Source organism: Sphingobium sp. C100 (assembly GCF_000508185.1).
Classification (GTDB): Bacteria; Pseudomonadota; Alphaproteobacteria; order Sphingomonadales; family Sphingomonadaceae; genus Sphingobium.
Map to the genome: position 1 here is coordinate 1 of NZ_AYOY01000139.1, position 22906 is coordinate 22906.

General features: G+C 64.8%; 30 protein-coding genes and 1 pseudogene. 15 read left to right on the forward strand and 16 right to left on the reverse strand.

Annotation, left to right across the window (positions count from 1 at the left end):
• Together C100_RS34525 and C100_RS34530 are read left to right on the forward strand one after the other, a co-directional pair.
• Positions 1-521 (forward strand): annotated as a pseudogene (locus C100_RS34525) (RsmB/NOP family class I SAM-dependent RNA methyltransferase); the annotation flags it as partial.
• A 92-nt stretch (positions 522-613) separates the two neighbouring features.
• Complete coding sequence (locus tag C100_RS34530) at positions 614-1132, forward strand: tetratricopeptide repeat protein (protein ID WP_031309324.1); 519 nt, start codon at positions 614-616, stop codon at positions 1130-1132.
• A gap of 117 nt (positions 1133-1249) precedes the next feature.
• On the opposite strand, the gene hemW is transcribed toward C100_RS34530, so the two are convergent.
• Entirely contained in the window at positions 1250-2425 is a 1176-nt protein-coding gene (gene hemW / locus C100_RS34535) for a radical SAM family heme chaperone HemW (RefSeq protein WP_024019615.1), read from the reverse strand.
• Positions 2426-2489: 64 nt separating this feature from the next.
• Here hemW and C100_RS34540 point away from each other — a divergent pair, with 64 nt between their 5' ends.
• Positions 2490-3047 (forward strand): CAP domain-containing protein, encoded by a 558-nt coding sequence (locus C100_RS34540; RefSeq protein WP_031309326.1) that lies wholly within the window; start codon positions 2490-2492, stop codon positions 3045-3047.
• Here the strand turns inward: C100_RS34540 and rdgB are convergent.
• Both rdgB and rph read right to left on the reverse strand, forming a co-directional pair.
• Positions 3044-3673 carry an RdgB/HAM1 family non-canonical purine NTP pyrophosphatase gene (gene rdgB, locus C100_RS34545; RefSeq protein ID WP_031309327.1) on the reverse strand — a complete coding sequence of 210 codons (630 nt, stop codon included), beginning with the start codon at positions 3671-3673 and terminating at the stop codon, positions 3044-3046. The genes C100_RS34540 and rdgB overlap by 4 nt on opposite strands.
• A 109-nt stretch (positions 3674-3782) precedes the next feature.
• Positions 3783-4499: a ribonuclease PH gene (gene rph, locus C100_RS34550; RefSeq protein WP_024019618.1), complete on the reverse strand. Its 717-nt coding sequence runs from the start codon at positions 4497-4499 to the stop codon at positions 3783-3785.
• 94 nt (positions 4500-4593) lie between these two features.
• Between rph and C100_RS34555 the strand changes: the two genes are divergently transcribed.
• The 6 genes from C100_RS34555 to C100_RS34580 all read left to right on the forward strand — a co-directional run bounded on the left by C100_RS34555 (position 4594) and on the right by C100_RS34580 (position 9135).
• Positions 4594-5103 carry a DUF6438 domain-containing protein gene (locus tag C100_RS34555; RefSeq protein ID WP_024019619.1) on the forward strand — a complete coding sequence of 170 codons (510 nt, stop codon included), beginning with the start codon at positions 4594-4596 and terminating at the stop codon, positions 5101-5103.
• A 41-nt stretch (positions 5104-5144) separates the two neighbouring features.
• The gene (hrcA, locus tag C100_RS34560; protein ID WP_024019620.1) at positions 5145-6188 is read left to right on the forward strand and encodes a heat-inducible transcriptional repressor HrcA; all 1044 of its coding nucleotides are present in this window, start codon (positions 5145-5147) and stop codon (positions 6186-6188) included.
• Positions 6185-6739 (forward strand): nucleotide exchange factor GrpE, encoded by a 555-nt coding sequence (grpE, locus tag C100_RS34565; protein ID WP_024019621.1) that lies wholly within the window; start codon positions 6185-6187, stop codon positions 6737-6739. The genes hrcA and grpE overlap by 4 nt, the downstream gene beginning before the upstream one ends.
• A gap of 138 nt (positions 6740-6877) precedes the next feature.
• Complete coding sequence (locus C100_RS34570; RefSeq protein WP_024019622.1) at positions 6878-8119, forward strand: threonine synthase; 1242 nt, start codon at positions 6878-6880, stop codon at positions 8117-8119.
• 93 nt (positions 8120-8212) lie between these two features.
• The gene (locus tag C100_RS34575) at positions 8213-8854 is read left to right on the forward strand and encodes a PadR family transcriptional regulator (RefSeq protein ID WP_442800313.1); all 642 of its coding nucleotides are present in this window, start codon (positions 8213-8215) and stop codon (positions 8852-8854) included.
• Positions 8855-8856: 2 nt separating this feature from the next.
• The gene (locus tag C100_RS34580; RefSeq protein WP_024019624.1) at positions 8857-9135 is read left to right on the forward strand and encodes a DUF2218 domain-containing protein; all 279 of its coding nucleotides are present in this window, start codon (positions 8857-8859) and stop codon (positions 9133-9135) included.
• Positions 9136-9186: 51 nt separating this feature from the next.
• On the opposite strand, the gene ruvC is transcribed toward C100_RS34580, so the two are convergent.
• From ruvC to C100_RS34605, 5 genes are all read right to left on the reverse strand, one after another.
• Positions 9187-9678: a crossover junction endodeoxyribonuclease RuvC gene (gene ruvC / locus C100_RS34585; protein ID WP_024019625.1), complete on the reverse strand. Its 492-nt coding sequence runs from the start codon at positions 9676-9678 to the stop codon at positions 9187-9189.
• An 18-nt stretch (positions 9679-9696) separates the two neighbouring features.
• Complete coding sequence (locus C100_RS34590; protein WP_024019626.1) at positions 9697-10440, reverse strand: YebC/PmpR family DNA-binding transcriptional regulator; 744 nt, start codon at positions 10438-10440, stop codon at positions 9697-9699.
• Between the two features lie 72 nt (positions 10441-10512).
• Positions 10513-10839, reverse strand: a complete 327-nt coding sequence (locus C100_RS34595; RefSeq protein WP_024019627.1) for a heavy metal-binding domain-containing protein — start codon at positions 10837-10839, stop codon at positions 10513-10515.
• A gap of 21 nt (positions 10840-10860) precedes the next feature.
• Positions 10861-11103, reverse strand: coding sequence for a DUF2312 domain-containing protein (locus C100_RS34600; protein WP_024019628.1), 243 nt, complete (start codon positions 11101-11103; stop codon positions 10861-10863).
• Between the two features lie 48 nt (positions 11104-11151).
• Positions 11152-11451 carry a DUF1244 domain-containing protein gene (locus C100_RS34605; RefSeq protein WP_024019629.1) on the reverse strand — a complete coding sequence of 100 codons (300 nt, stop codon included), beginning with the start codon at positions 11449-11451 and terminating at the stop codon, positions 11152-11154.
• A gap of 104 nt (positions 11452-11555) precedes the next feature.
• On the opposite strand from C100_RS34605, the gene pyk reads away from it, so the two are divergent.
• Complete coding sequence (gene pyk / locus C100_RS34610) at positions 11556-13013, forward strand: pyruvate kinase (protein WP_024019630.1); 1458 nt, start codon at positions 11556-11558, stop codon at positions 13011-13013.
• A 185-nt stretch (positions 13014-13198) separates the two neighbouring features.
• Here the strand turns inward: pyk and ykgO are convergent, their stop codons facing one another.
• Positions 13199-13324, reverse strand: a complete 126-nt coding sequence (gene ykgO / locus C100_RS34615) for a type B 50S ribosomal protein L36 (RefSeq protein WP_004210176.1) — start codon at positions 13322-13324, stop codon at positions 13199-13201.
• A 199-nt stretch (positions 13325-13523) separates the two neighbouring features.
• Here ykgO and C100_RS34620 point away from each other — a divergent pair, with 199 nt between their 5' ends.
• Together C100_RS34620 and C100_RS34625 are read left to right on the forward strand one after the other, a co-directional pair.
• The gene (locus tag C100_RS34620) at positions 13524-14120 is read left to right on the forward strand and encodes a hypothetical protein (RefSeq protein ID WP_024019632.1); all 597 of its coding nucleotides are present in this window, start codon (positions 13524-13526) and stop codon (positions 14118-14120) included.
• On the forward strand, positions 14117-15247 hold the full coding sequence (locus C100_RS34625; RefSeq protein WP_024019633.1) for a M14 family metallopeptidase: 1131 nt from the start codon (positions 14117-14119) through the stop codon (positions 15245-15247). Before C100_RS34620 ends, C100_RS34625 begins: the two co-directional genes overlap by 4 nt.
• Before the next feature lie 24 nt (positions 15248-15271).
• On the opposite strand, the gene C100_RS34630 is transcribed toward C100_RS34625, so the two are convergent.
• From C100_RS34630 to C100_RS34640, 3 genes are all read right to left on the reverse strand, one after another.
• Complete coding sequence (locus C100_RS34630; protein ID WP_024019634.1) at positions 15272-15988, reverse strand: dienelactone hydrolase family protein; 717 nt, start codon at positions 15986-15988, stop codon at positions 15272-15274.
• A gap of 20 nt (positions 15989-16008) precedes the next feature.
• The gene (locus tag C100_RS34635) at positions 16009-17007 is read right to left on the reverse strand and encodes a 50S ribosomal protein L11 methyltransferase (protein WP_024019635.1); all 999 of its coding nucleotides are present in this window, start codon (positions 17005-17007) and stop codon (positions 16009-16011) included.
• Positions 17008-17099: 92 nt separating this feature from the next.
• Positions 17100-18434, reverse strand: a complete 1335-nt coding sequence (locus C100_RS34640) for a methyl-accepting chemotaxis protein (RefSeq protein ID WP_024019636.1) — start codon at positions 18432-18434, stop codon at positions 17100-17102.
• Positions 18435-18621: 187 nt separating this feature from the next.
• Between C100_RS34640 and sdhC the strand changes: the two genes are divergently transcribed.
• From sdhC to sdhA, 3 genes are read left to right on the forward strand one after another with little or no spacing between them, the layout of a single operon-like run.
• On the forward strand, positions 18622-19017 hold the full coding sequence (gene sdhC, locus C100_RS34645; protein ID WP_024019637.1) for a succinate dehydrogenase, cytochrome b556 subunit: 396 nt from the start codon (positions 18622-18624) through the stop codon (positions 19015-19017).
• Positions 19017-19406 carry a succinate dehydrogenase, hydrophobic membrane anchor protein gene (sdhD, locus tag C100_RS34650; protein ID WP_024019638.1) on the forward strand — a complete coding sequence of 130 codons (390 nt, stop codon included), beginning with the start codon at positions 19017-19019 and terminating at the stop codon, positions 19404-19406. The genes sdhC and sdhD overlap by 1 nt, the downstream gene beginning before the upstream one ends.
• Complete coding sequence (sdhA, locus tag C100_RS34655) at positions 19406-21208, forward strand: succinate dehydrogenase flavoprotein subunit (protein ID WP_024019639.1); 1803 nt, start codon at positions 19406-19408, stop codon at positions 21206-21208. Before sdhD ends, sdhA begins: the two co-directional genes overlap by 1 nt.
• Before the next feature lie 167 nt (positions 21209-21375).
• On the opposite strand, the gene C100_RS34660 is transcribed toward sdhA, so the two are convergent.
• Genes C100_RS34660 through C100_RS34675 form a run of 4 tightly spaced genes read right to left on the reverse strand, consistent with a single transcriptional unit; the run spans position 21376 to position 22865 of the window.
• Positions 21376-21669, reverse strand: coding sequence for a type II toxin-antitoxin system RelE/ParE family toxin (locus C100_RS34660; RefSeq protein WP_024019640.1), 294 nt, complete (start codon positions 21667-21669; stop codon positions 21376-21378).
• Complete coding sequence (locus tag C100_RS34665; RefSeq protein WP_024019641.1) at positions 21666-21905, reverse strand: type II toxin-antitoxin system ParD family antitoxin; 240 nt, start codon at positions 21903-21905, stop codon at positions 21666-21668. Before C100_RS34665 ends, C100_RS34660 begins: the two co-directional genes overlap by 4 nt.
• Positions 21906-21936: 31 nt before the next feature.
• Complete coding sequence (locus C100_RS34670; protein WP_024019642.1) at positions 21937-22395, reverse strand: hypothetical protein; 459 nt, start codon at positions 22393-22395, stop codon at positions 21937-21939.
• Complete coding sequence (locus C100_RS34675) at positions 22392-22865, reverse strand: copper chaperone PCu(A)C (RefSeq protein ID WP_031309330.1); 474 nt, start codon at positions 22863-22865, stop codon at positions 22392-22394. Before C100_RS34675 ends, C100_RS34670 begins: the two co-directional genes overlap by 4 nt.
• Between the last annotated feature and the right edge of the window lie 41 nt (positions 22866-22906).

Consider the following 22906-nt stretch of genomic DNA (forward strand, 5'->3'; position numbering starts at 1 on the left):
CCGCCATGGCGGGGCAGGGCAGGCTGATCGCGGCCGACACGATCCGCACGCGCCTCGCCCGGCTGGAGCCACGCGCGGCGCGCGCGGGCGCCGGCTTCATCGAGGCAATGTTGCTGGACCAGAACCATGAGGCGCGTGGGCTGGCGCCCCTCGTCGGGCAAGTCGATATCGTGCTGGTCGATGCGCCCTGTTCGGGCACCGGCACCTGGCGCCGCAATCCCGAAGCACGTTGGCGACTGACACCCGCGCGGCTTGATCGGCTGGTATCGGAACAGGCGCGTATCCTCGATTTCGCCGCGCCCTTGCTGGCGCCGGGCGGTGTGCTACTCTACGCGACCTGCGCGCTGACCGATCGGGAAGGGCGCGATCAGATCGAAGCTTTCCTGGCGCGGCAAGCCGGCTGGACGGCGGAACCGATCGAAGGCCCGGTCGGTCGGCCTCATGGCGCGGGACTGTTGCTGACGCCGGGACATGACGGCAGCGACGGTTTCTATTTCGCGCGGCTCAGGCGGGGTATGTGAAACAGACCATGGACAAAGGCGCGGAAAATCGCGACACTTGCCGCTTGGACCTGGGTCCGGAATCATTGCCTGAAACATGGCTGGAGAAGTTAATGCGTTTCACCCCCGCCTCGATCGCCCTGGCCGCCGTGCTGACCACCGTGTCCAGCATGGGGCTTAGCCAACGGCCGGACAATCAGATCAGCCCCCAGTCGATCGAATGGCAAAAGGCGGGTGAAACGGCGCGCAAGGCGGGTAATCTGCAAGGTGCGACCGATGCGCTGGAAAGCGCGCTGGCAGTCGATCCGCGCAATCGCGTGGCCTATGTCGAACTGGCGGAAGTCGCCCGCGCCCAGGGTCTCCAGGGCAAGGCGATCCGCCTCTACAAGGAAGCGCTGCTGCTCGATCCCACCGATGTCGCGGCGCTGGCCGGGCAGGGCGAGGCGATGATGGAAAAGGGCGCGGTCGCGCGGGCGAAGGAAGTGCTGGCGCAAGCGCAGAAGCTCTGCAAGGCCGACTGCGCGCCCGTAGGCCAGCTGGCCGCCGCAATCCAGAAAGGCCCGCCCGCCGTCGCCATGACCAGCAAGGATGCGGTGCCTTCGCCGCAGGGCGAAACGACCGAGCAGCCCTGAGGCGAATTGCAGTGCGGACGCGTCTCCAAGGTCCATTTCGTCATCGCGGGCGTCTAACGCGCCCCGCTCAAGGCGTTTCTCGACCGTCGTCGCGCCGCGCCGCCTGCGCTGGATTCGTCACACGGTAACGATTTCCGGCAGGATCGCGTCGAGCAGCAACATGCCCGCCGCCGAAACCTGAAGCCGCATATCCCGCCGGTGCAGCAATCCGATGTCGATCAACTGGTCGACGGTGCGTTCATCCACCAGTTGTGTGACGCCGATCCCTGACCGGGCGGCGATATGCTCCAGGTCGATGCCCTCGGCGAGCCGCAGGCCCATCAGCAGCGCCTCGCGCGCCTTGTCCTCGCCCGCCAGCACATCCTCGCTCTGTGTGCCATGGCCGTTGCGCGCCACCGCGCCCATCCAGTTTTCCGGCTTCTTGTGGCGCTGCGTCGCCATGCCGGTCCGGCGGCCATGCGCGCCGGGACCGATGCCGATATAGTCGCCATAGCGCCAGTAAGTCAGGTTATGCCGGCTCTCCTGCCCCGGCCGCGCATGGTTGCTGATCTCATAGGCGGGAATCCCCGCCGCGCCGGTCATTGCCTGGGTCCGTTCATAGAGCGTCGCGCCATGATCGGGGTCGGCGGGCGTCAACTTGCCTTGCGCTACCAACGTGGCGAAGCGCGTGCCCGGTTCGATCGTCAACTGATAGAGCGACAGATGCCCGGTGCCAAAGGACAGGGCGCTGGCCAGTTCCGCCGCCCATTCCGCCTCGCTCTGGCCCGGCCGCGCGTAGATGAGGTCGAAACTGACCCGGTCGAACACGCGCTGGGCGGTGGCGAGCGCGGCCAGTCCTTCATCCACATCATGGGCGCGGCCCAGAAAATGAAGCGCTTCATTGTCGAGCGCCTGAAGGCCCAGCGACACGCGGTTGACCCCTGCGGCGACCAGATCGGCAAAACGCGCGGCCTCGACCGAATTGGGATTGGCCTCCAGCGTGATTTCGGTCTCCGGCGCCAGCCCCCAATGGCGGTCGGCCGCAGCGATCAGGTCCGCGACCAGCGCGGGCGGCATCAGCGAAGGCGTGCCGCCGCCGAAGAAGATCGACGCCAATGGCCGTCCCGCGGTCAGTGCCGCCTCATGCGCCATGTCCTTGAGCAGCGCGGTGCGCCAGGCGTCCGTATCGATCCCGTCGCGCACATGACTGTTAAAATCGCAATAGGGACATTTGGATACGCAAAAGGGCCAATGCACATATAGGGCCAGGGGAGCGGCAGGCGCCGAAGGGTTGCGGGGATGATTGATCGACATGGACGGGGCGGGCCTTAGACGGATTTGTCGCGCGCTGCTACCGGCAGGCGCTGCGGCGTTGATGATGACCGCCGGGACGGCGAGCGTGCAGGCCCGGTCAGCCTCTGCCCTTTACGGGATGGACGATGCCCGGCGTGATGACGGGCTGCTGCGGAACGTCGTGCTCGACCTGCATAATGGGGAACGCGAATCGCTCGGGCTGGCGCCGCTGCAATGGGACGAGACCCTGGCTGCCGACGCGCAGCGCTACGCCCGGACGATGGCGCGAACCGGCGTCTTTGCCCATTCGAACCGCGCCAACCGCTCCACCCCCAGCGGCGAAAATCTCTGGATGGGGACGCGCGGCCTCTATGAATATGTCGCCATGATCGGCGGCTTTCTCAATGAAAAGCGGCTGCTGCGCCGCAGCGGCAAACTGCCCGACATCAGCACGACCGGCCGCTGGCAGGATGTCGGCCACTATACCCAGATGATCTGGCGCGGCACGCACAAGGTCGGCTGCGCCCTGGGAGAGGGCGCGCAGTTCGACTATCTGGTCTGCCGCTATTTCCCGGCCGGCAATGTCTTTGGCCAAGGACCGCTGGATGCCGACTCGGCCGTGCTGGCGCCCGGCGGGCGTTAAAACACCGCTTTCACCAGCTGCGCGAAGGCGTCGGCGCGATGGCTCATGGCGTGCTTGGCGTCCGGGTCCATCTCGCCGAAGCTGATGTCATGGCCCAGCGGCTGGAACATCGGGTCATAGCCAAACCCTTTGTCGCCGCGCGGCGGCCATACCAATATGCCGTCGACCCGCCCCTCGAACGCTTCGACATGGCCGTCCGGCCAGGCGAGGGCGAGGGCGCAGATGAAATGCGCGTCATGCCCCGCATCCGGCCCCTTGGCCTCGATCCCGTCCCACACTTTGCGCATGGCCAGCCCGAAATCCTTCTCCGGACCGGCCCAGCGCGCCGAAAACAGCCCCGGATCGCCGCCCAGCGCCTCGACGCATAGCCCGCTGTCGTCGGCGAGCGCGGGCAGGCCGGACAGGTCGGCCGCCTGCATCGCCTTCAATTCCGCATTGGCGATGAAGGTCGTGCCGGTTTCCTCCGGTTCAGGCAGGTCGAGCGCCGCGGCGGAAACCGGCTCGATCCCATAGGGGCCGAGCAGAGCGGCGATTTCCCGCACCTTGCCGGGATTATGGCTGGCAATCACCAGCTTGCCCGGCGCCAGCTTGCGGATCGCCTGTTCCTGTCCGAATTGGTCGCTCATGTCATTCCTACCCGTCTTGTATTCCTGCGAAAGCAGAAACCCGGTGCGCCCCATGCCCGGCGCCTCGAACCCTGGACTCCTGCTTTCGCAGGAGCACCCGTTTTCTACTTCAACGCCCCGTTGCGACGTCCTGCGCCGCGAAAATCTTCGCGCAGCCGATGCGGGCGAGGCGCAGCAGCCGAAGCAGCTCCTCCTCGTCATAGGCCGCGCCTTCGGCTGTCGCCTGCACTTCGGCGAATTTGCCGTCACCGGTCAGGATCAGGTTGGCGTCGGTCTCGGCATTGCTGTCCTCGGCATAGTCGAGGTCGAGCACCGGCGTGCCTTCGTAAATGCCGCAGCTGATCGCGGCGACCTTCTGGATGATCGGGTCTTCGCTGAGCGCGCCCGACGCCAGCAGTTTGTCCACCGCGATGCGAAGCGCCACCCAACTGCCCGAGATCGCCGCCGTGCGCGTGCCGCCATCGGCCTGGATCACGTCGCAATCGATCACGATCTGGCGCTCGCCCAGCTTCTTCATGTCGACGACCGTGCGCAGCGATCGGCCGATCAGCCGCTGGATTTCCTGGGTGCGGCCCGACTGCTTGCCCTTGGCCGCCTCGCGGCTGCCGCGCGTGTGGGTGGCGCGGGGCAGCATCCCATATTCGGCCGTGACCCAGCCCTGGCCCTTGCCGCGCAGGAATGGCGGCACTTTTTCCTCGACCGAAGCGGTGCAAAGCACGCGCGTGTCGCCGAAGCTGACGAGGCAGCTCCCCTCGGCATGGATGGTGAAGCCGGGTTCCATGGTGATGTCGCGCATCTGGTCGGGCGCGCGGCCGGAAGGACGCATAATATTTTCTCCGAAACGGTCAGGCGACGGCGCTTAGCGCCCGAACACGCTTCTTGCCAGTGTCCAGCGCGCGAATTGGACGATATGAGGGGATATGAAGATAAAAAACATGATCGCGGTCGGACTCATGGCGCTGGCGGGCTGCGCGGCGCAGCAGGACGGGCTGGAGCCGCCCCGACTGCCGGGCGATGTGATCCGCTTTACCGCCGGGCGCTGTTTCGGCGCCTGCCCGACCTATACGGTGCAGGTGTCGCCAGACGGGTCGGGCCTGCTGGAGCCGGAACGCAACACCTCCGTGCCGGGGGCGACCCGCTTCACCCTGACCCAGGCGCAATATCGCCGGCTCGTCGCCACGCTGGCCCCGCACCGGCCGGCGGCTGGCACCACGAAGACCATTGCTCATGGCAAAAATTGCGAACGCTTCGCCACGGACATGCCCGGCTATGTCGTTGAATGGACGCGACCGGGCCAGGCGACGACGCGGCTGGAATATCAGTCCGGCTGCATGGATGCGCGTTATGGCAGGCTGCGCGTGGCGATCGCGGCGGTCCCCCGCATCCTGGACGTCGAACCCATGCTCAATCCCAAGGCGCTGACCCCTTGATCCATCTTGAGCCTCTTCACTCCATTGCCTAGATGAGGACCATGTCGGTTATCCCGATCTCCGAACTTAATGATCGCGCCCGCGACGTTTTCCGCCTGGTGGTGGAAAGCTATCTCGGCACGGGTCTGCCCGTTGGCTCGCGCACGATCAGCAAGATCGCGTCCTTGAGCCTGTCGCCCGCCTCGATCCGCAATGTCATGCAGGATCTGGAGGAATTGGGCCTGCTCGCGGCGCCGCATACCTCGGCCGGGCGGATGCCGACCGAGACGGGGCTGCGCCTGTTCGTCGACGGCATGATGCAGGCTGCCGAACCGTCTGCCGAGGAGCGCCGGGCGATCGAGGCGGGAATCGCCGAAAGCGGTCCGATCGAGGAAGCCCTGTCGGCCGCTACCGCCACCCTGTCGGGCCTGTCCGCCTGCGCCGGCATCGTCATGGTGCCCAAGCGGGAGCCGGTGCTGCGTCAGTTCGGCTTCGTGCCGCTCAACGCCCGGCAGGCGCTGGCCGTGCTGGTGGGGCAGGATGGATCGGTGGAAAACCGCGTGCTCGACCTGCCGGACGGGATCAGTCCGGTCATGTTGAACGAGGCGGCCAATTTCATGTCCGCACGCTTCGCCGGTCTGACCTTGCGGGAAGCGGGCGAGGCGCTGGCGCGCGAAATGGAGGCGGAGCGCGGCGCGCTCGACCGGGCGGCGCGCGACCTTGTGGCGCGCGGCATCGCCACCTGGTCGCATGACGCCGACGACCGGCCGGTGCTGATCGTGCGCGGCCAGTCGCGCCTGCTCGACGACGGGACGGCCGCCGACCTCGAACGGGCGCGGCAATTGCTGGAACAGCTTGAGGGCAAGCAGGAAATCATGGACCTGTTGCACGGCGCCCTGGCGGGCAGCGCGACGAAAATCTTCATCGGTTCGGAAAACAAGCTCTTTTCCCTGTCGGGTTCTTCCGTCATAGCCGCTCCCTACCGTGGCGCGGATGGCCGGGTCGTCGGCGTGGTCGGCGTGATCGGTCCCACGCGCTTGAACTATGCGCGGGTGATCCCCATGGTGGACTTCACTGCACAGACGCTGTCGAGATTGATGAGATGAGCGAAGATAATCAGAATCTGGAAAACACCGAAGTCGTGGATGCGCTGCCCGAAGATGCGGCGCCTGCGGGCGATGCCACCGCGGACAGGATCGCCGCGCTGGAGGCTGAACTCGCCACCGCCAAACAGGACATCCTCTACGCCCATGCCGATACGCAGAATGTGCGCCGCCGGCTGGAAAAGGAACTGGCCGATGCGCGCGCCTATGCCGCGACCGCCTTTGCCCGCGACATGTTGTCGATCGCCGACAATCTGAGCCGCGCGCTGGCGGCCATCCCCGCCGAACTGCGCGAGGATGAAAAGGGCAAGAGCCTGGTCGTCGGTCTGGAAGCCACTGGCCGCGAGTTGGAAAGCGTGTTCAGCCGCAACGGCATCACCAAGCTCGAATCGGTCGGCCAGCCGCTCGACCCCAACAAGCATCAGGCGATGATGGAAGTCCCCTCGGCCGACGCCGAACCGGGCACCATCCTGGTCGAAATGCAGGCCGGCTATATGATCAAGGACCGCCTGCTGCGCCCCGCCATGGTGAGCGTGGCCAAGCAGCCGGAATAATCGCGCCGGTTGTTCGTCCCGTTCGCCCTGAACCTGTCGAAGTCTGCCCTCCACAACGCCGCAAGCGGCTTTGAAGGGCGCCCGTTTCCTGAAGAAAAGGGCGGGGCTTCGATAGGCTCGGCTCGAACGGAGATTCCTTTGATCCACGACCTCAACCTCACCGCCGAGCGCCCGACTTTTGTCACCCACCTTGAATGTTCGTTGACGGGCGAGCGTTATGAGGCGGATCGGCTGCATGGGTTGTCGGCGGCGGGGAAGCCGCTGCTGGTGCGCTACGACCTCGACGGCGTGCGCGCGGCGCTGACCAGGGAGGCGCTGGCCGCGCGGCCCATGGACCTGTGGCGCTGGCGGGAGCTTCTGCCGGTGCGGCGCACCGCCAACATCGTGAGCCTGGGCGAGCAGGCGACGCCGCTCATTCCGCTGCCGCGCACCGCCGCACGGTTTGGCGGGGCGCATCTCCTCGCCAAGGATGAGGGCCGCCTGCCCACCGCTTCCTTCAAGGCGCGCGGGCTGGTCATGGCGGTCTCCATGGCCAGGGAACTGGGCGTGACCGAGGTCGCCATGCCGACCAACGGCAATGCAGGCGCTGCTCTGGCCGCCTATGCGGCCGTGGCGGGCATGCGGGCGATCATCTTCTGCCCTGCCGATACGCCCGAAGTGAATGTGCGGGAGATCGCGGCGCAGGGCGCGCGCGTCTATCGCGTCAACGGCCTGATCGACGATTGCGGCGCGATCGTGGGCGAGGGCGCGAAACAGCGCGGCTGGTTCGATTTCTCCACGCTCAAGGAACCCTATCGGATCGAGGGCAAGAAGACGATGGGCCTCGAACTGGCCGAACAACTCGGTTGGGATCTGCCCGATGCGATCTTTTATCCCACCGGCGGCGGCACCGGCCTGATCGGCATGTGGAAGGCCTTTGATGAGTTGGAGAAGATCGGCTTCATCGGATCGAAGCGGCCCAGGATGTTCGCGGTGCAGGCCGAGGGGTGCGCGCCCATGGTCCGCGCGTTCAACGCGGGCGTCGAATTTGCCGAGCGCTGGGAGGATGCGCACACCATCGCCATGGGCATCCGTGTCCCGCGCGCGGTCGGCGATTTCCTGATCCTGCGCGCGGTGCGGGAAAGTGGCGGCGCGGCGCTGGCCGTATCTGACGCTGCCATTGCCGCGGCGGTGCGCGACGTGGCGCGCGACGATGGCCTGTTGCTCTGCCCGGAAGGCGGGGCGACGCTCGCCGCCTACAGCCAGGCGCTGGAAAAGGGGCTGATCGGCCGTGACGACCGGGCCGTGCTGTTCAACTGTGCCAGCGGCCTCAAATATCCGCTGGAGGATCATTCGCGGATGCTGGACCGCCACGCCGCGATCGATTTCGCGGCGCTTTAAGATATTTTGATACAATTAAGATATGTCGTAACTCTTGACGGGTACGCTTTTTAAGATATATCGCAAAGCATCATGAAACATATGAAAGAGCAAATGATGCGATTCTCCCATCCCTCCCACGGCCGCCAGGGCGGTCCCTCTCATCATCGTCGTGAAGCTGTCGCTTTCGCTGTCGGCTTTGGCGGTCATCGCGGCGGACGCGGTCCCTTCGGCGGCGATCCCTTCGGCGAAGACGGCCCGCGTGGCGGTGGCCGGGGCGGACGCGGCGGCGGACGGCGACGGCTGTTCGACAATGAAACGCTGCGCCTGATCCTGCTGAAGCTGATCGCGGACGAACCGCGCCACGGCTATGAACTGATCCGCGCGATCGAGGCGCTTTCGGGTGAGGTCTATGTCCCCAGTCCCGGCGTCGTCTATCCTACCTTGACCCTGCTGGCGGAAACGGACCTGATCGCCGAACAGCCCGGCGAAGGCAGCCGCAAGAAGTTCGCCATCACCGATGCCGGCAAGGCGCAGATCGAAGAGCGGCAGGCCGCGCTCGACCTGGCGCTCGCCCGGCTCGCCGCGCTGGCGTCGAAGGCCGATCGGGTCGATCCCGCCCCGGTACGGCGCGCCATGCATAATCTGCGCTTCGCCGTCCAGCACCGGCTTGAAAAGGAAGGGGCGGATAACCAGACCATGTTCGATGTCGCCGCCCTGATCGACGAGGCTGCCGGCAAGATTGAGAGGTTTTGAGCATGACCCTGACCGCGACCGTGCCCACCACCCATGCGAGCCGCTATCTTCAGCAGCTTTGCAAACATTGGAGCCACAAGTTCGAGACGAATTTCGATCCTGAGCAGGGCGAAATCGCCTTTCCGATGGGACCGATCCGCATGGCGGCCCAGCCCGACGCCTTGATCGTCACGCTGGAGCCTAACGCAGACGCCGATATCGAGCGGTTCAAGCAGGTGGTCGCCGACCATCTCGACCGCTTCGCCTTCCGCGAAGCGCCGCTGTCATTCGACTGGCAATAGGCGGGCCATTCTAAATGTGGCAAAAAGGGGCGGACCGATCCGCCCCTTTTTTCATGCGCGCGGAATGCGTCGCGCGCTGGCCAGATGATGAGCGTGGGTGATCGCCACGGCGAGCGCGTCGGCCGCATCCGGTCCGGCGATCTTTGCGCCCGGCATCAGGCGCGACACCATGGCATGGACCTGATCCTTCGACGCATTGCCCACGCCGACCACGGATTTCTTGACCAGGCGGGCGGCATATTCGCCCACTTCCATGCCCGAACGGGACGCCGCGAGCAGCACCACGCCGCGGGCCTGGCCCAGCTTCAGCGTCGATTGCGGGTTCACGTTCACGAACACTTCCTCGACCGCGGCGCCATCGGGCCGATGTTCCAGGATCAGGTCCGTCAGCGCGAGATCAAGCGCCAGCAGGCGGGTCGCCAGCGCCATGCCCGCATCCGTCTTGATCTGGCCGTTGCCGACATGGGTCAACCGATTGCCGTCAGCGGCGATGACGCCCCAGCCGGTGGTGCCCAGGCCGGGGTCGAGGCCCAGGAGTATCATGATGGCGATCGGGGCATGTCAGCCCAGCTTCTCCATCACCTCGTCGGACACTTCATAATTGCCCCAGACGGTCTGGACGTCGTCATCATCTTCCAGCGTGTCGACCAGCTTCATCAGCGTGCCGGCATTGCTCTCATCGACTTCGACGGTCGTCTGCGGCTTCCAGGCCAGCTTGGCGCCGTCCGCCTCGCCCAGCGTGGCTTCCAGCGCCTTGGCGACTTCGTGGAGCGCATCCATCGCAGTCCAGATCTCATGCTCGTCCTCGTTCGAGGACACATCGTCCGCGCCCGCTTCCAGCGCCGCTTCGAACACCGCGTCGGCGTCCCCGGCGCTCGCCGGGTAGGTGATCAGGCCCAGACGGTCGAAACCATGGCTCACCGCGCCCGAAGCACCCAGATTGCCGCCATTTTTGGAAAAAGCGGTGCGGATGTTTGTGGCGGTGCGGTTGCGGTTGTCGGTCAGCGCCTCGACGATGATGGCGACGCCGCCGGGACCATAGCCCTCATAGCGGATCTCTTCATAATTTTCGGTGTCGCCACCGATCGCCTTGTCGATCGCGCGCTGGATATTGTCCTTGGGCATGGACTGCGCCTTGGCGGCGTTGACGGCCAGGCGCAGGCGCGGATTCATGTCTGGGTCGGGCATCCCCATCTTGGCAGCGACGGTGATTTCGCGGCTGAGCTTGGAGAACATGGACGAGCGTTTCTTGTCCTGCGCACCCTTGCGATGCATGATGTTCTTGAATTTGGAATGGCCGGCCACGGCCTGTCTCCCGATATTTTCTGTGTGAGCCGAAGCGCGCTCTCTAGCGAGCGCACCCCGATCCCGCAACATTCAGGTGACGATGGCGGTGCCCGAAGCAGAGACCATCAACATGGAACCATTGCTGCCGATGACCTCATAATCGAGATCCAACCCGACCACGGCGTTGGCGCCCAGCGTCGCGGCACGCATCCGCATTTCGCCGATGGCCTGCTCCCGCGCGCGCTGGAGCACATCCTCATAGGCGCCCGATCGCCCGCCCACGATGTCGCGGACGCTGGCGAACAGGTCGCGGAACAGATTGGCGCCCACGATCACCTCGCCGGTGACGATGCCGAGATAATGTTGCGCGGGCCGCCCCTCCAGCGTGGGCGTGGTGCTGACGATGATCTCGGACATGGGCGCTTCTCCTGCTGCGGGTTATTCCATCCCCAGGGCGGACAGATAGGTCTGGAGGATGGCTTCCATTTCCTGGCGGTCATGCGGCTGCATCTTCCGCAGGCGGACGATCTGACGCATGATCTTGCCGTCATAGCCGTTGGCCTTGGCCTCCAGATAGACGTCCTTGATATCGTCGCCGATACCCTTTTTCTCTTCTTCCAGCCGTTCGATGCGTTCGATGAACAGGCGTAGCTGATCGGCGGCGACATTGGGTTCGCTCATGGGAATCTCCGTGCAAGCGTGAAATGTGAATCGTGGAAGCGGACGCCTCTAATGGCTGTCGGCGTTCTTCGCCACACTCTCCTTCATTCTTGCAATCTGCTCCGGTGTCGCGTCGCTTTGGTGCTGCGCCTTCCATTGCGCCGGCGGCATCCCGTGGATGATCGTCCGCGCGTCTTCCTTGGAGAGGGCGCCGTCGGCTTCTGCAATCCAGTCGGCCAGGCAGTTGCGGCAGAAACCCGCCATTCCCATCAGGTCGATATTCTGGACGTCGGTCCTGTGCTGCAAATGCGCTACCAGGCGGCGGAAGGCGGTTGCAGCCACCGCATCCGTGAGTATGGTGTCGGCCATCGGCGATCCTTTCGCTGATCTACATCATCCTGTCGTGCAGCACGGATAACCCATAACGACGCTCTGGCAAGGCTCAGGCGCGATCATGACGGTCAGGAGAAGACATGACACAACTACCGCCCCGTTCCCGCAAGGTGCGTATCCTGGCGACGCTGGGGCCTGCAAGCGACACGCCGGAGATGATCCGGGCGCTGTTCGTCGCCGGGGCCGATGCCTTCCGCATCAATATGAGCCACGGCGCGCATGAGGATCATGCCGCGCGCATCGCGGCCATCCGTGCGCTGGAAAAGGAATATAACCGGCCGACCACGATCCTGGGCGATCTTCAGGGGCCAAAGCTGCGCGTCGGCGTCTTTGACAAAGGGCTCGCCATATTGGAGAAGGGCGCGGCTTTCGTGCTGGACCGGGATGAAACGCCCGGCGACGCGCGGCGGGTCAACCTGCCCCATCCCGAAATCTATGCCGCGCTCGTCCCTGAAACCCGGCTGCTGCTTGATGACGGCAAGCTGGTGCTGCGGGTGAAGGGGGTGAGCGAGGACCGGATCGACACCGTCGTCGAGGTCGGCGGGACATTGTCCAACCGCAAGGGTGTGAACGTGCCCGACGTCGTCGTGCCTGTGCCGGCGCTGACCGACAAGGATCGGCGCGACCTGAGCTTCGCGATCGAACAGGGCTGCGACTGGATCGCCCTGAGCTTCGTGCAGCGGCCCGAGGATCTGGCCGAGGCGCGCAAGCTGATGGGTGGCCATGGCGCATTGATGGCCAAGATCGAAAAGCCCTCGGCGGTGCAGCGGCTGGAGGAGATCGTGGAGATGGCCGATGGCGTGATGGTCGCGCGCGGCGATCTGGGCGTCGAGTTGCCGCCGCAATCGGTGCCGCCGCTCCAGAAGCAGATTGTCGCGACGGCCCGGCGGCTGGGTCGCCCCGTGGTGGTGGCGACGCAGATGCTCGAATCGATGATCAAGGCGCCGACTCCCACCCGCGCGGAAGTGTCGGACGTGGCGACGGCGGTCTATGACGGCGCCGACGCCATCATGTTGTCGGCCGAAACGGCGGCGGGCGACTGGCCGGTCGAGGCGGTGGCGATGATGGACAGCATCGCGCATAGCGTGGAGCGTGATCCGGGCTATTTCGGCCGGCTCCATTATACCGAGACGCTGCCCGATCCCACCACCGCCGACGCCCTGGCCGAAGGGGCTGGCGGCATCGTTAACGTGCTCGGGGCCAGCTGCATCACCTGCTTCACCTCGTCCGGCAGCACCGTGCGCCGTGTGGCGCGCGAGCGGCCTTCAGCGCCGATCCTGGCGCTGACGCCGCGCACCGACACGGCACGGCGGCTGGGGCTGACCTGGGGCGTCCATGCGGTGCGCACCAAGGATATCGGCAATTTCGAGGAAATGATCGGCAAGGCCCGGCGCATGGCGCTGCGGCATGGGATGGTCGAAAAAGGCGGCAAGATCGTCGTGCTGGCCGGTGTCCCCTTCGGGACGCCGGGATCGACCAACGTGCTTCATGTCGCCGCGATCCGCGGCGACGAGTTGAAGGGCCGGGACGAGGGCTGATTCGATCCACCCAACGCTTTCATTCACTCGGAGCGAATGAAGGCGTTGGGTTGGGTGTCGATAGCCCAATCGCCGCATTCCGCCGGCATCACGCAGACGAAGAAAAGCGCCCGGCCAATGACCGGGCGCTGATCGCGATACAAGATCAAAAACCGCCGCCTCCCGCAGGAAGCCGCGGCCGTCGCTTAGCCCTGGCGGGCCTTGAAGCGGCGGTTGGTCTTGTTGATGACGTAGGTGCGGCCGCGACGACGGATCACGCGGTTGTCCCGGTGGCGGCCCTTGAGCGACTTGAGCGAGTTGCGGATCTTCATGGCAGTCGGCCTTTGATGAATCTGGTTTTGGTCGGAAAATCGAAGCGCAGCCCCTATGGGCGCAGCGGCTTAAAGTCAAGGGTGACGAGCCGGTTTTTGCCCTTGTTCATCCCCCATGCAGCAACTTCATGGCTTCACGCGTTGGAGGGGTTTATGCCCTCCGCGCCGTGTATCGGCAAATGCCCGTTGGAGTGAACCCATGTCGAAACACCTCATGCTCGCCGCCTGCCTTGCCCTGCCTCTTGCCGCCTGTGCGACGGCCGTGCCGCCGGTGGAGGTAACGCGCTTCCATATCGACAATCCCCCTCGCGCGGGTTCGATCGCGGTGGAGGAAATGCCTGGCAACCCTGACATCAGCCTGGAATTTCGCACCTATGCCGCCGCCGTGCAGCAGGAATGGCAGCTGGTCGGCTTTTCCCCGGCGCCCACCGGCGGCGCCAGCGATTATGTCGCGTTGGTCAGCTTTCGCCGCAGCTTCCGCCCGAGCGGCGTTGACCGCAGCGGCAAACCCGTGAGCGTCGGAGTAGGCGGCGGCATCGGCAGCGGCGGCTATTCGGGGCTGGGCGTAGGCGTCGGCATCAACCTGTCGGGCAAGCCGAAGGATATCGTAACCACCGAATTGCAGGTGCAACTGCGTCGCCGGTCCGATTCGACGACGATCTGGGAAGGCCGCGCGGCGACGGGAGCGAAACAGGGCACGCCCGCCGCTCAGCCCGGCCTTGCCGCGCAAAAGCTCGCGGCGGCGCTGATCGGGGGCTATCCCGGTGAATCGGGGCGCACTATAACCGTCAAATGACCATCTCCATTTCCAGCGGCTTTGACAGCGGCAATATTCGCGTCCTCTCCATCACCGATGCTCCCGCCGGCGTTCGCGCCGAACTGGAAATCGTGACGGATCACCAGAGCGACTTTTATCAATGGTTCCACTTCCGGGTCGCAAATGCGGCTGGCCGGGACGTGGAACTGGCGATCGTCAATGGCGGGGGATCAGCCTATCCGGACGGCTGGCCGGGCTACAGCGCGCGGATGAGCGAGGATCGCGAAAACTGGTATCTGGCCGACACCAGCTATGCCGACGACACGCTGACCATCCGCCTGACGCCGGACAGCAATGCGGTCTGGATCGCCTATTTCGCGCCCTATTCGATGGAGCGCCACCATGACCTGATCGCCTGGGCGGCGAGCCAGTCGGGCGTCGTCCATCGCGAACTGGGGCTCACCCTGGACGGCCAGCCGATGGACCTGCTGACCATGGGTGACGGGCCGAAGCAACTCTGGCTCTATGCCCGCCAGCATCCCGGCGAATCGATGGCCGAATGGTGGATGGAGGGCGCGCTGGAGCGCCTGTGCGACGAGGAAGATGCCGTCGCGCGCCTGCTGCGGCAGAAGGCGACGATCCATCTCGTCCCGAACATGAACCCGGACGGCAGCCGGCGCGGCCATCTGCGCACCAATGCGGCGGGCGTGAACCTCAATCGCGAATGGCATCAGCCGACCGCGGACAGGAGCCCCGAAGTGCTGCTGGTCCGCAACGCGATGGACGAAACCGGCGTTGATTTCGCCATGGACGTGCATGGCGACGAGGCGATTCCCGCCGTATTCATCGCCGGATTTGAAGGAATTCCGTCAATCACGGAGCGCCAGTCGCAACTCTATCACCGCTATCGCGACACGCTTGCGGCGCGGACGCCGGACTTCCAGACGCGGCTGGGCTATCCGGTCGCGGCTGCGGGCAGGGCGAATCTGTCCATGTCCACCAACCAGCTCGCCGAACGCTTCGGCGCGGTGGCGATGACCCTGGAAATGCCGTTCAAGGACAATGACGATCTGCCCGACGCCGACTATGGCTGGTCGCCGGCGCGGTCCATGCAACTCGCCAAGGACTGCCTGGCGGTGCTGGCGGAAATGATCGACGAGATTTGACGTCGGCCAGCCGGGATATGGGGTCTAGCCGAACAATTCGCCCAGAAAATCCACCATCGCCTTGAAGCTGCGCCGGTCGGCGGCCGGGCTATAGGCCAGGCCTCTTTCCGGCATGTCGGCCGATTCGTCGGTGAAGGCATGACCCGTCCCGCCATAAGCGTGAATCTGCCAGTCGCAGCCGGCCTCGGTCAACTCCTTGGCCAGCGCGACGGTGGCGTCCGGCGGGGCGATGGTGTCGTCCCATCCATGGCAGATCAGCAGCTTTGCCGTGATCGCCGCATTGGGGAAGGGCGGCGCCTCGTAAACGCCATGGAAGCTGACACCGCCAGCGATGTCCGCGCCGCTGCGGGCGAGGTCGAGGATACACAGTCCACCGAAGCAGAAGCCGATCGCCGCCGTCCGCGCCGGATCGACCGCATCCAGCCCCTTCAGCAAGTCATGGGCGGCGTTCACCCGCGCGCGCAGCAGGGCGCGATCCGCCCTCAACTCGTTCATATAGCGCGCCGCATCGTCATCGGCGCGGGTGGTGCGCTTGCCCTGGCCGAACAGATCGGCGACCAGCACGCTATATCCCAGCGCAGCAACCTTTTCCGCATAGGCAAAGTCGGCTTCCTTTGTGCCCAGCACATTGGGGCACAGCAGGATGCCTGGGCGGGGACCGGCGGCGGCATCGCGCACCGCCACATGCTCGAATGGTTGGCCGGCCATGTCCTGGATGATGACGGTGCGGGTGATGCTCATGATCGTCTCCGGGGTGAAGTTCAGATGCTGCCGAAACCGGGTGCCTCGCCACGCGCGGCGAAGGGCAGGCGGCGGGGGCGTCTCCAGCCGATGGTGGGGCGCTTGCGCAGGCGCAGCGTGGGCCAGCTGCCGCGGTCGCTTCGCTCGGCCAAGCGCATTCCCTGCGCGCGATAGGCCGCCAGTACGGCGTCGGCCTGTTCGTTGAGAAGGCCTGCGAGGATGATCGTCCCGCCATCCTCGACCAGGCCGCAGAGCGCTGGCGCCAGTTCGATCAGCGGCCCGGCCAGGATATTGGCGATAAGCAGGTCGTAGGGCGCTCGCCCGATCAGCGCGGGATGGTCGGCGCCGGCGGCGGTGACGAGCGCCAACTGCCCCGGTCCGTTGCCCAGCGGCACATGGTTGGCGCGGGCATTGTCGGCGCTGATCTCCACCGCGACCGGATCGATGTCGGACGCGATCGCATGGGCATGGGGCCAAAGGTGAAGCGCGGCGAAGGCAAGCAGGCCGGTGCCGGTGCCGATATCGGCGACGTTGCGCGCCCGCATTCCCACGCGCCGCATCCGGTCCAGCATCATCAGGCAGCCGGCGGTGGTTTCATGCTGTCCAGTGCCAAAGGCGCGGCTCGCCTCGATCAGCAGGTTGATATGGCCCGGCTGTTCGGGGTCGCTGGCCAGGTTGCGGACATGGAACCGCCCGGCCGTGACGGCGTCCAGCCCCTGTTGGCTGATTGTGACCCAATCCTCGTCAGGCAATGGCTCGACGACCGGCTTTATCCTCGTGGCGCTGGGCACCAGAGTCTTGAGCAGCTTGATCGCAGCGGCGCTCGGCTTGCCTTCGAAATAGGCGTCGAGCTGCCATCGCTCCTCATCGTCCGGCGAAGCCTCGCCGGTCATCAGCACCGGCGGCTTGTCCATCATGGCGAAAGCGGCGATTTCGCCATCCAGCGCTTCGGCTTCGGCCCGCGTGCAGGGCAGGGTGACTTTCCAGCTCTGTGCGGCTGGTGCGGCGACATCGTTCATGTCGCCGCCTTAGACCAGTAGGGGGAACAGGGCCAGTACCGGGAACAGGGCCAGCGCCGGGAACAGGGAAAGCGCCGGAAGCAGGGAAAGCGTCAGGCTACCTGACGACCAAAGTCCGACGATGCGTTACGCAGGCCGGCCAGCTTGCCCTCGACGCTGACGAAGCCGCGTTCGAGCTGGTCGATTTCGGATGCCACGATCTCGGTGTCCTGGCGGATCGCCGAAATGGTGGTCGACATGGAATCGGCCGCCAGGGCGGTTTCATCGACCGCCGCGGTAATCATCGTCACGGTCTGCGCCTGCGCATCCATGGCGTGGCGGATACGCTCGGCGCTCGACTGCACCTCGCCCACAGTATCGCGGATGCGCTCGTTGGTTTCGACCGACTGGCGCGTGGAATTCTGAATGTCGGCGATCTTGCCGGCGATTTCGTCGGTGGCGCGGGCGGTCTGGTTGGCCAGGCTCTTCACCTCCTGCGCCACGACCGCGAATCCACGCCCGGCATCGCCCGCGCGCGCAGCCTCGATGGTGGCGTTGAGCGCCAGCAAATTAGTCTGCCCCGCAATGTCCCGGATCAGGCCTAGGATCGATTCGATCGATTTGGCATGTTCGGACAGGGTCGCCGACATGCTTACCGCGTCGCCGGACTGGCGCGCGGCCCGCTGGGCAACGTCTGCCGCGCCTTCGACTTCGGTGCGGGCATCCTCGATCGCGCGAATCAGGCCGGCGGAGGTGCGGGCCGCCTCGCGCATCGCCAGCGCCGACTGTTCCGCGGCGGCGGCGACTTCCGATGCCTTGCCCAGCATCCCGCGCGTCGCGGCGGACGCGTCCTTGGCCTGTTCGCGCAGCGATTCGCCCAATTTGGTGGCGCCGTCGATTTCGCCCATGATGCGCTGTTCGAACAATAATCCATAGCGCTGCCGCTCCGCGCGCTGCGCCTCGGCCTGGTCATTGGCCAGCACATTGCTCATCAGCCCCGAATCGAACATCGCGATCTGGAGCATGGTGCGCTGCAACCGGCGGCAGCGTATCTCGTCCCCGCCGCACCGTTCCCAGATCAGGTCCATGATCCGCTCGTTCGCGGCGCCCACGGCGGTCAGCACCGCGCGCACGGACACGCCATGCTTGCGGGCATGGCGCACGCAATTGGCGGCCGAATTGGCCCAGCGGCCTTCCTGGAAATGCAGCAGCTTCTGTTCGATATAGGCCTGCGTTTCCAAGCGAATCCGCTCGACGACCGGTGTGCTCAACCGGCTTTGCAGGCCGGTGTCCCGCATGTAGGAATCAAAGAAGGTCGCGGCGACCTTGTCGATATCCTGTTCGATCAGCGTGCCGATTTCGCGCGCGTCGCGCGCGACCGTGCCGCTGGGATCAACTTCCGCCATAAGGTCTGGATTCTGGGCGGCGGTGGAAACGACGGACGGCATGGATGATTGGCCCCTGCTAATCGGATGAGCGTTCAACGACACGACCCTAGCGGCCTTTGGTTAATCACTTCTTATGATTGGCGCCGGACATGAGCGACAAATCGCGCCCTTCCGCTGCTTGCCCTCTTGGCGCTTCGCTCTTAAGGGGACGGGACACGAGGACAAGTATCTAGGGACAAGGGTAGACATGGCGCGCACCACCAGCCGGCCGCTCTCGCCGCATTTGACGATCTGGAAATGGGGGCCGCATATGGCCGTTTCCATCATCCACCGCGTGACCGGCAACGGCCTCGCCACGGTCGGGGCGCTCGGCCTCCTCTGGTGGCTGATGGCCGCCGCCATCGGCTCGGACGCCTATGCCTTGTTCGTCAAGTGCGCCACGTCGCCGATCGGCTATCTCGTCATGATCGGCCTGTCCTGGTTCTTTTTCCAGCATCTCTGCTCGGGCCTGCGGCACTTCGTGCTCGACATCGGCGCCGGCTATGAGCTCAAGGCCAACAAAAGCTGGTCGATCGCGACCTTCATCGTGGCGCTGCTGCTGACCGGCTTCATGTGGCTCTACATCTTCGGAAAGGCGCTCTGATGGGCACGGGTACTGGTATCGGTCGCGTCCGCGGCCTCGGCTCCGCAAAGCAAGGCGCGCATCACTGGCTGGCGCAGCGCTACACCGCCGTCGGCAATCTGCTGCTGGTTCTGTGGCTGCTTTTCAGCCTGCTGAGCCTGCCGGGCCTCGACTATGAAAGCGTGGTCAACTGGATCGCCAACCCGTTTGTCGCGGTGCCGATGATGCTGATGCTGGTCAGCATCTTCTATCATCTGCGGTTGGGGATGCAGACGATGTTGGAGGACTATGTGCATGACAAGGGCCTCAGCTTCTTCTCCGTCCTGCTGCTGAACTTCTACGCCATTGGCGGCGCGGCCGCCGGCATCTTCGCGATCGCCAAGATCGCCTTCACGGGGATCGTCAAGTAATGAGCGACGCCTACAAGATCATCGATCACACCTACGATACTGTCGTCGTGGGCGCTGGCGGTTCGGGCCTGCGCGCGACCATGGGCAGCGCCGAAGCGGGCCTCAAGACCGCCTGCATCACCAAGCTGTTCCCGACCCGGTCGCACACGGTCGCGGCGCAGGGCGGCATCGCCGCTTCGCTCGGCAACAACTCGCCCGACCACTGGACCTGGCACATGTACGACACCGTCAAGGGGTCGGACTGGCTGGGCGACCAGGATGCGATCGAATATATGGTGCGCGAAGCGCCTGCCGCCGTCATCGAGCTGGAACATGCCGGCGTGCCGTTCAGCCGTAACGAGAATGGGACGATCTATCAGCGTCCCTTCGGCGGCCATATGCAGAATATGGGCGCCGGCCCGCCGGTGCAGCGCACCTGCGCCGCCGCCGACCGCACCGGCCACGCCATGCTTCACGCGCTCTATCAGCAGAGCCTGAAATATGATGCGGACTTCTATATCGAATATTTCGCCATCGACCTCATCATGGAAAATGGCGAATGCCGCGGCGTCATCGCGCTCTGCATGGAAGACGGCTCGATCCATCGCTTCCGCAGCCATGCGGTCGTGCTGGCGACGGGCGGCTATGGCCGCGCCTATTTCTCCGCCACCTCGGCGCATAGCTGCACCGGCGACGGCGGCGGCATGGTGCTGCGCGCTGGCCTGCCGCTCCAGGATCTGGAGTTCGTGCAGTTCCACCCGACCGGCATCTACGGCGCGGGCGTGCTCATCACCGAAGGCGCACGCGGCGAGGGTGGTTATCTGACCAATTCCGAAGGCGAGCGCTTCATGGAGCGCTATGCCCCCTCGGCGAAGGATCTGGCGTCGCGCGACGTCGTGTCGCGTTCGATGGCGCTGGAAATGCGCGAAGGGCGCGGCGTTGGTCCCAACAAGGACCATATCTTCCTGCACCTCGACCATATCGATCCCAAGGTGCTGGCCGAGCGCCTGCCCGGCATCACCGAAAGCGGGAAGATCTTCGCGGGCGTCGACCTGACCCGCCAGCCGCTGCCCGTGACGCCGACCGTCCATTACAATATGGGCGGCATCCCCTGTAACTATCATGGCCAGGTGGTGACGAAGGTCGGCGACGATCCCGAAGTCGTGGTGCCCGGCCTCTATGCCGTCGGCGAAGCGGCCTGCGTTTCGGTCCATGGCGCCAACCGCCTCGGTTCCAACAGCCTGATCGACCTTGTCGTGTTCGGCCGCGCCACCGGCCTGCACCTCAAGGACAATCTGAAGCCCAATGGCAGCCACAAGCCGCTGCCCGCCGATTCGGCCGATCTGGCGCTCGCCCGCCTCGACAAATATCGCAACGCCAAGGGCGGCTCGCCGACCGCGCAGATCCGTCTGGAAATGCAGCACACGATGCAGAAGCACGCCGCCGTGTTCCGCGACAGCGCATTGCTGGCCGAAGGCGTCGAGAAAATGGCGCAGGTCAACAAGCGGCTTGAGGATGTCTCCGTCTCCGACCGCTCGCTGATCTGGAACACCGACCTAATTGAGACGCTGGAACTGGACAATCTCATGTCCTCGGCCGTCTGCACTATGGTCAGCGCCGAAAATCGCAAGGAAAGCCGCGGCGCCCACGCGCATGAGGATTTCCCGAACCGCGACGACGCAAACTGGATGAAGCACACTGTCAGCTGGTTCGACGGCTGGGGCGGCACGGGCGGCAAGGTCAGCCTCGATTACCGCCCGGTCCACGACTATACGCTCACCGACGACGCGGAATATATCCAGCCCAAGGCGCGGGTATATTAAGCGAAATATTGTTCTGGAATCACTTCAGTTATGGCACAGAACCCAATATTTTCTGAGTGCCTTGATCGTCTCAATATGGGTGACGATCATTTTCGCAGGTGAAGTTTGATTCTCGATCATCTGTTGGGGATTTAGGAAGGGCGGGCCGAAAGGTCCGCCCTCTTTCATTACAATTTTGGCGAGTGGTCCGCGCGTTGATGCAGGATGCGGACTATTTCGATCCCAGTCCCGCGATGGCGATAATATAAATTGTGACTTTCCACGCGAAACTTGCGGTATCCGCTGCGAACATCGTTGATTGGACTACCAATGCCGGGAAAAGCAGCGATCCGATCGATTGCATCGGCAATCGCAAGCAGATAGGCCTTGGCTTGCGACGCGCCCCACTCCGCTTCGGTATAAGTCGAAATTTCAGCCAGATCGCGCTCTGCAGCAGTGGCGAAACTGACGGCAACGGTCACGCGTCAGGAAACCGGCGATCAATCCATGCGCGTGTGTCAAAATCAGGAAGAACGCCGCTTTCTTCGCCCTCGATCAGCGCCGCCCGCAGGCTTTCCAGTTTCTCCTCCTCCATTTCCAGCAGCCGCAAGCCTGCACGGACGACCTCGCTGGTCGATCCGAACCGGCCCTCGGCCACCTTGCGCTCGGCGAAGGCCCGGAAATGGTCGCTCAGTGCGACAGAAGTGGATTTGCTCATGACGGCATATTACCCGATTTGGGTAATCGCTTCAACCAAAGGGCAGCAGCCCCTCATACACCTCCAGCCCCGGCTTACCCTCAATCCGGCGCCCGCGCCGCAGATAGAAAGCGTGCTTCACAATCTCCGCCTGCTGCTCGATGCCATAGCGATCGAACGGCTTGCCCGGCACGATGTCATAGCCATAGCGGCAAAAGGGGTGGCGCATCAGCGGCAGCCAATATTTGCCCGACCGCTGCGCCTGCCACACATGCGTCATTTCATGAATAAAATGGCCCTGATGCTCCATCGGCGTGTCGCAGAAATCGGCGCAGAACATACCGCCTTCCGGGTGAAACCACAGGTCGCCGTCCGGCGCCATGGTCACGCCTTTGGGCTGGAGCAGCCACCATTTGCGATTATGCGCCCGGACATGCCTGTAATCGATCGCCGGCCCGAACATGGATCGGGCAAGCGCGATCTCGCCCGGCGTCAGGCTGCGGCTGGTCAATGGGCGCCGTTATCCGCGGCATGAGGCGCCGGCGCGGCGCCACCCTCGGGCTTGCGGATCACGGCATCGACCAGCAACCGGTCGCCATTGGCGAGCAGGAAGGTCAATTGCATCTTGCCGCGATTGATCGCCGTGTCGTTGACGCCCCACAGCATCAGATGCTTGCCGCCCGGCGCGAAGGCGACGGTGCCCTTGGCCGGGATGTCGACGCTGTCGATCGGCTGCATCGTCATCATACCGTCCTTTTCGACGCTTTCGTGCATCTCCACCTTCAGCGCATAGTCAGTCAGCACGCCGCGCAATTGCGTGCCTGCGTCGCCGCCATGGGCGACGAAATAACCGGCCGAGGGCGTATCCTTGTTGGGCGACAGGCGCACCCAGGCCTGATCGATATAGGTCGGCGCGGGGTCGCCGCAGGCCGCTAGGGCCAACGGCGCGGCAAGAACTGCAAGGAGGAAGGGCGCGCGCATGACAAGCTCCATGACTGTCTCGTTTCCGGTCGATGACCTAG

Coding starts and splice junctions, on each gene's coding strand:
- C100_RS34580 (WP_024019624.1), top strand. CDS start 8,857: ATGACCCTGACCGCGACCGTGCCCACCACCCATGCGAGCCGCTATCTT.
- pyk (WP_024019630.1), top strand. CDS start 11,556: ATGACACAACTACCGCCCCGTTCCCGCAAGGTGCGTATCCTGGCGACG.
- sdhD (WP_024019638.1), top strand. CDS start 19,017: ATGGGCACGGGTACTGGTATCGGTCGCGTCCGCGGCCTCGGCTCCGCA.
- C100_RS34605 (WP_024019629.1), bottom strand. CDS start 11,451: ATGGCCGACACCATACTCACGGATGCGGTGGCTGCAACCGCCTTCCGC.
- hemW (WP_024019615.1), bottom strand. CDS start 2,425: ATGTCGATCAATCATCCCCGCAACCCTTCGGCGCCTGCCGCTCCCCTG.
- rph (WP_024019618.1), bottom strand. CDS start 4,499: ATGCGTCCTTCCGGCCGCGCGCCCGACCAGATGCGCGACATCACCATG.
- C100_RS34600 (WP_024019628.1), bottom strand. CDS start 11,103: ATGAGCGAACCCAATGTCGCCGCCGATCAGCTACGCCTGTTCATCGAA.
- C100_RS34675 (WP_031309330.1), bottom strand. CDS start 22,865: ATGCGCGCGCCCTTCCTCCTTGCAGTTCTTGCCGCGCCGTTGGCCCTA.
- C100_RS34665 (WP_024019641.1), bottom strand. CDS start 21,905: ATGAGCAAATCCACTTCTGTCGCACTGAGCGACCATTTCCGGGCCTTC.
- sdhA (WP_024019639.1), top strand. CDS start 19,406: ATGAGCGACGCCTACAAGATCATCGATCACACCTACGATACTGTCGTC.
- hrcA (WP_024019620.1), top strand. CDS start 5,145: ATGTCGGTTATCCCGATCTCCGAACTTAATGATCGCGCCCGCGACGTT.
- C100_RS34640 (WP_024019636.1), bottom strand. CDS start 18,434: ATGCCGTCCGTCGTTTCCACCGCCGCCCAGAATCCAGACCTTATGGCG.
- C100_RS34620 (WP_024019632.1), top strand. CDS start 13,524: ATGTCGAAACACCTCATGCTCGCCGCCTGCCTTGCCCTGCCTCTTGCC.
- C100_RS34555 (WP_024019619.1), top strand. CDS start 4,594: ATGAAGATAAAAAACATGATCGCGGTCGGACTCATGGCGCTGGCGGGC.
- grpE (WP_024019621.1), top strand. CDS start 6,185: ATGAGCGAAGATAATCAGAATCTGGAAAACACCGAAGTCGTGGATGCG.
- C100_RS34540 (WP_031309326.1), top strand. CDS start 2,490: ATGACCGCCGGGACGGCGAGCGTGCAGGCCCGGTCAGCCTCTGCCCTT.
- C100_RS34575 (WP_442800313.1), top strand. CDS start 8,213: ATGATGCGATTCTCCCATCCCTCCCACGGCCGCCAGGGCGGTCCCTCT.
- C100_RS34635 (WP_024019635.1), bottom strand. CDS start 17,007: ATGAACGATGTCGCCGCACCAGCCGCACAGAGCTGGAAAGTCACCCTG.
- sdhC (WP_024019637.1), top strand. CDS start 18,622: ATGGCGCGCACCACCAGCCGGCCGCTCTCGCCGCATTTGACGATCTGG.
- C100_RS34625 (WP_024019633.1), top strand. CDS start 14,117: ATGACCATCTCCATTTCCAGCGGCTTTGACAGCGGCAATATTCGCGTC.
- C100_RS34530 (WP_031309324.1), top strand. CDS start 614: ATGCGTTTCACCCCCGCCTCGATCGCCCTGGCCGCCGTGCTGACCACC.
- C100_RS34630 (WP_024019634.1), bottom strand. CDS start 15,988: ATGAGCATCACCCGCACCGTCATCATCCAGGACATGGCCGGCCAACCA.
- ykgO (WP_004210176.1), bottom strand. CDS start 13,324: ATGAAGATCCGCAACTCGCTCAAGTCGCTCAAGGGCCGCCACCGGGAC.
- C100_RS34595 (WP_024019627.1), bottom strand. CDS start 10,839: ATGTCCGAGATCATCGTCAGCACCACGCCCACGCTGGAGGGGCGGCCC.
- rdgB (WP_031309327.1), bottom strand. CDS start 3,673: ATGAGCGACCAATTCGGACAGGAACAGGCGATCCGCAAGCTGGCGCCG.
- ruvC (WP_024019625.1), bottom strand. CDS start 9,678: ATGATACTCCTGGGCCTCGACCCCGGCCTGGGCACCACCGGCTGGGGC.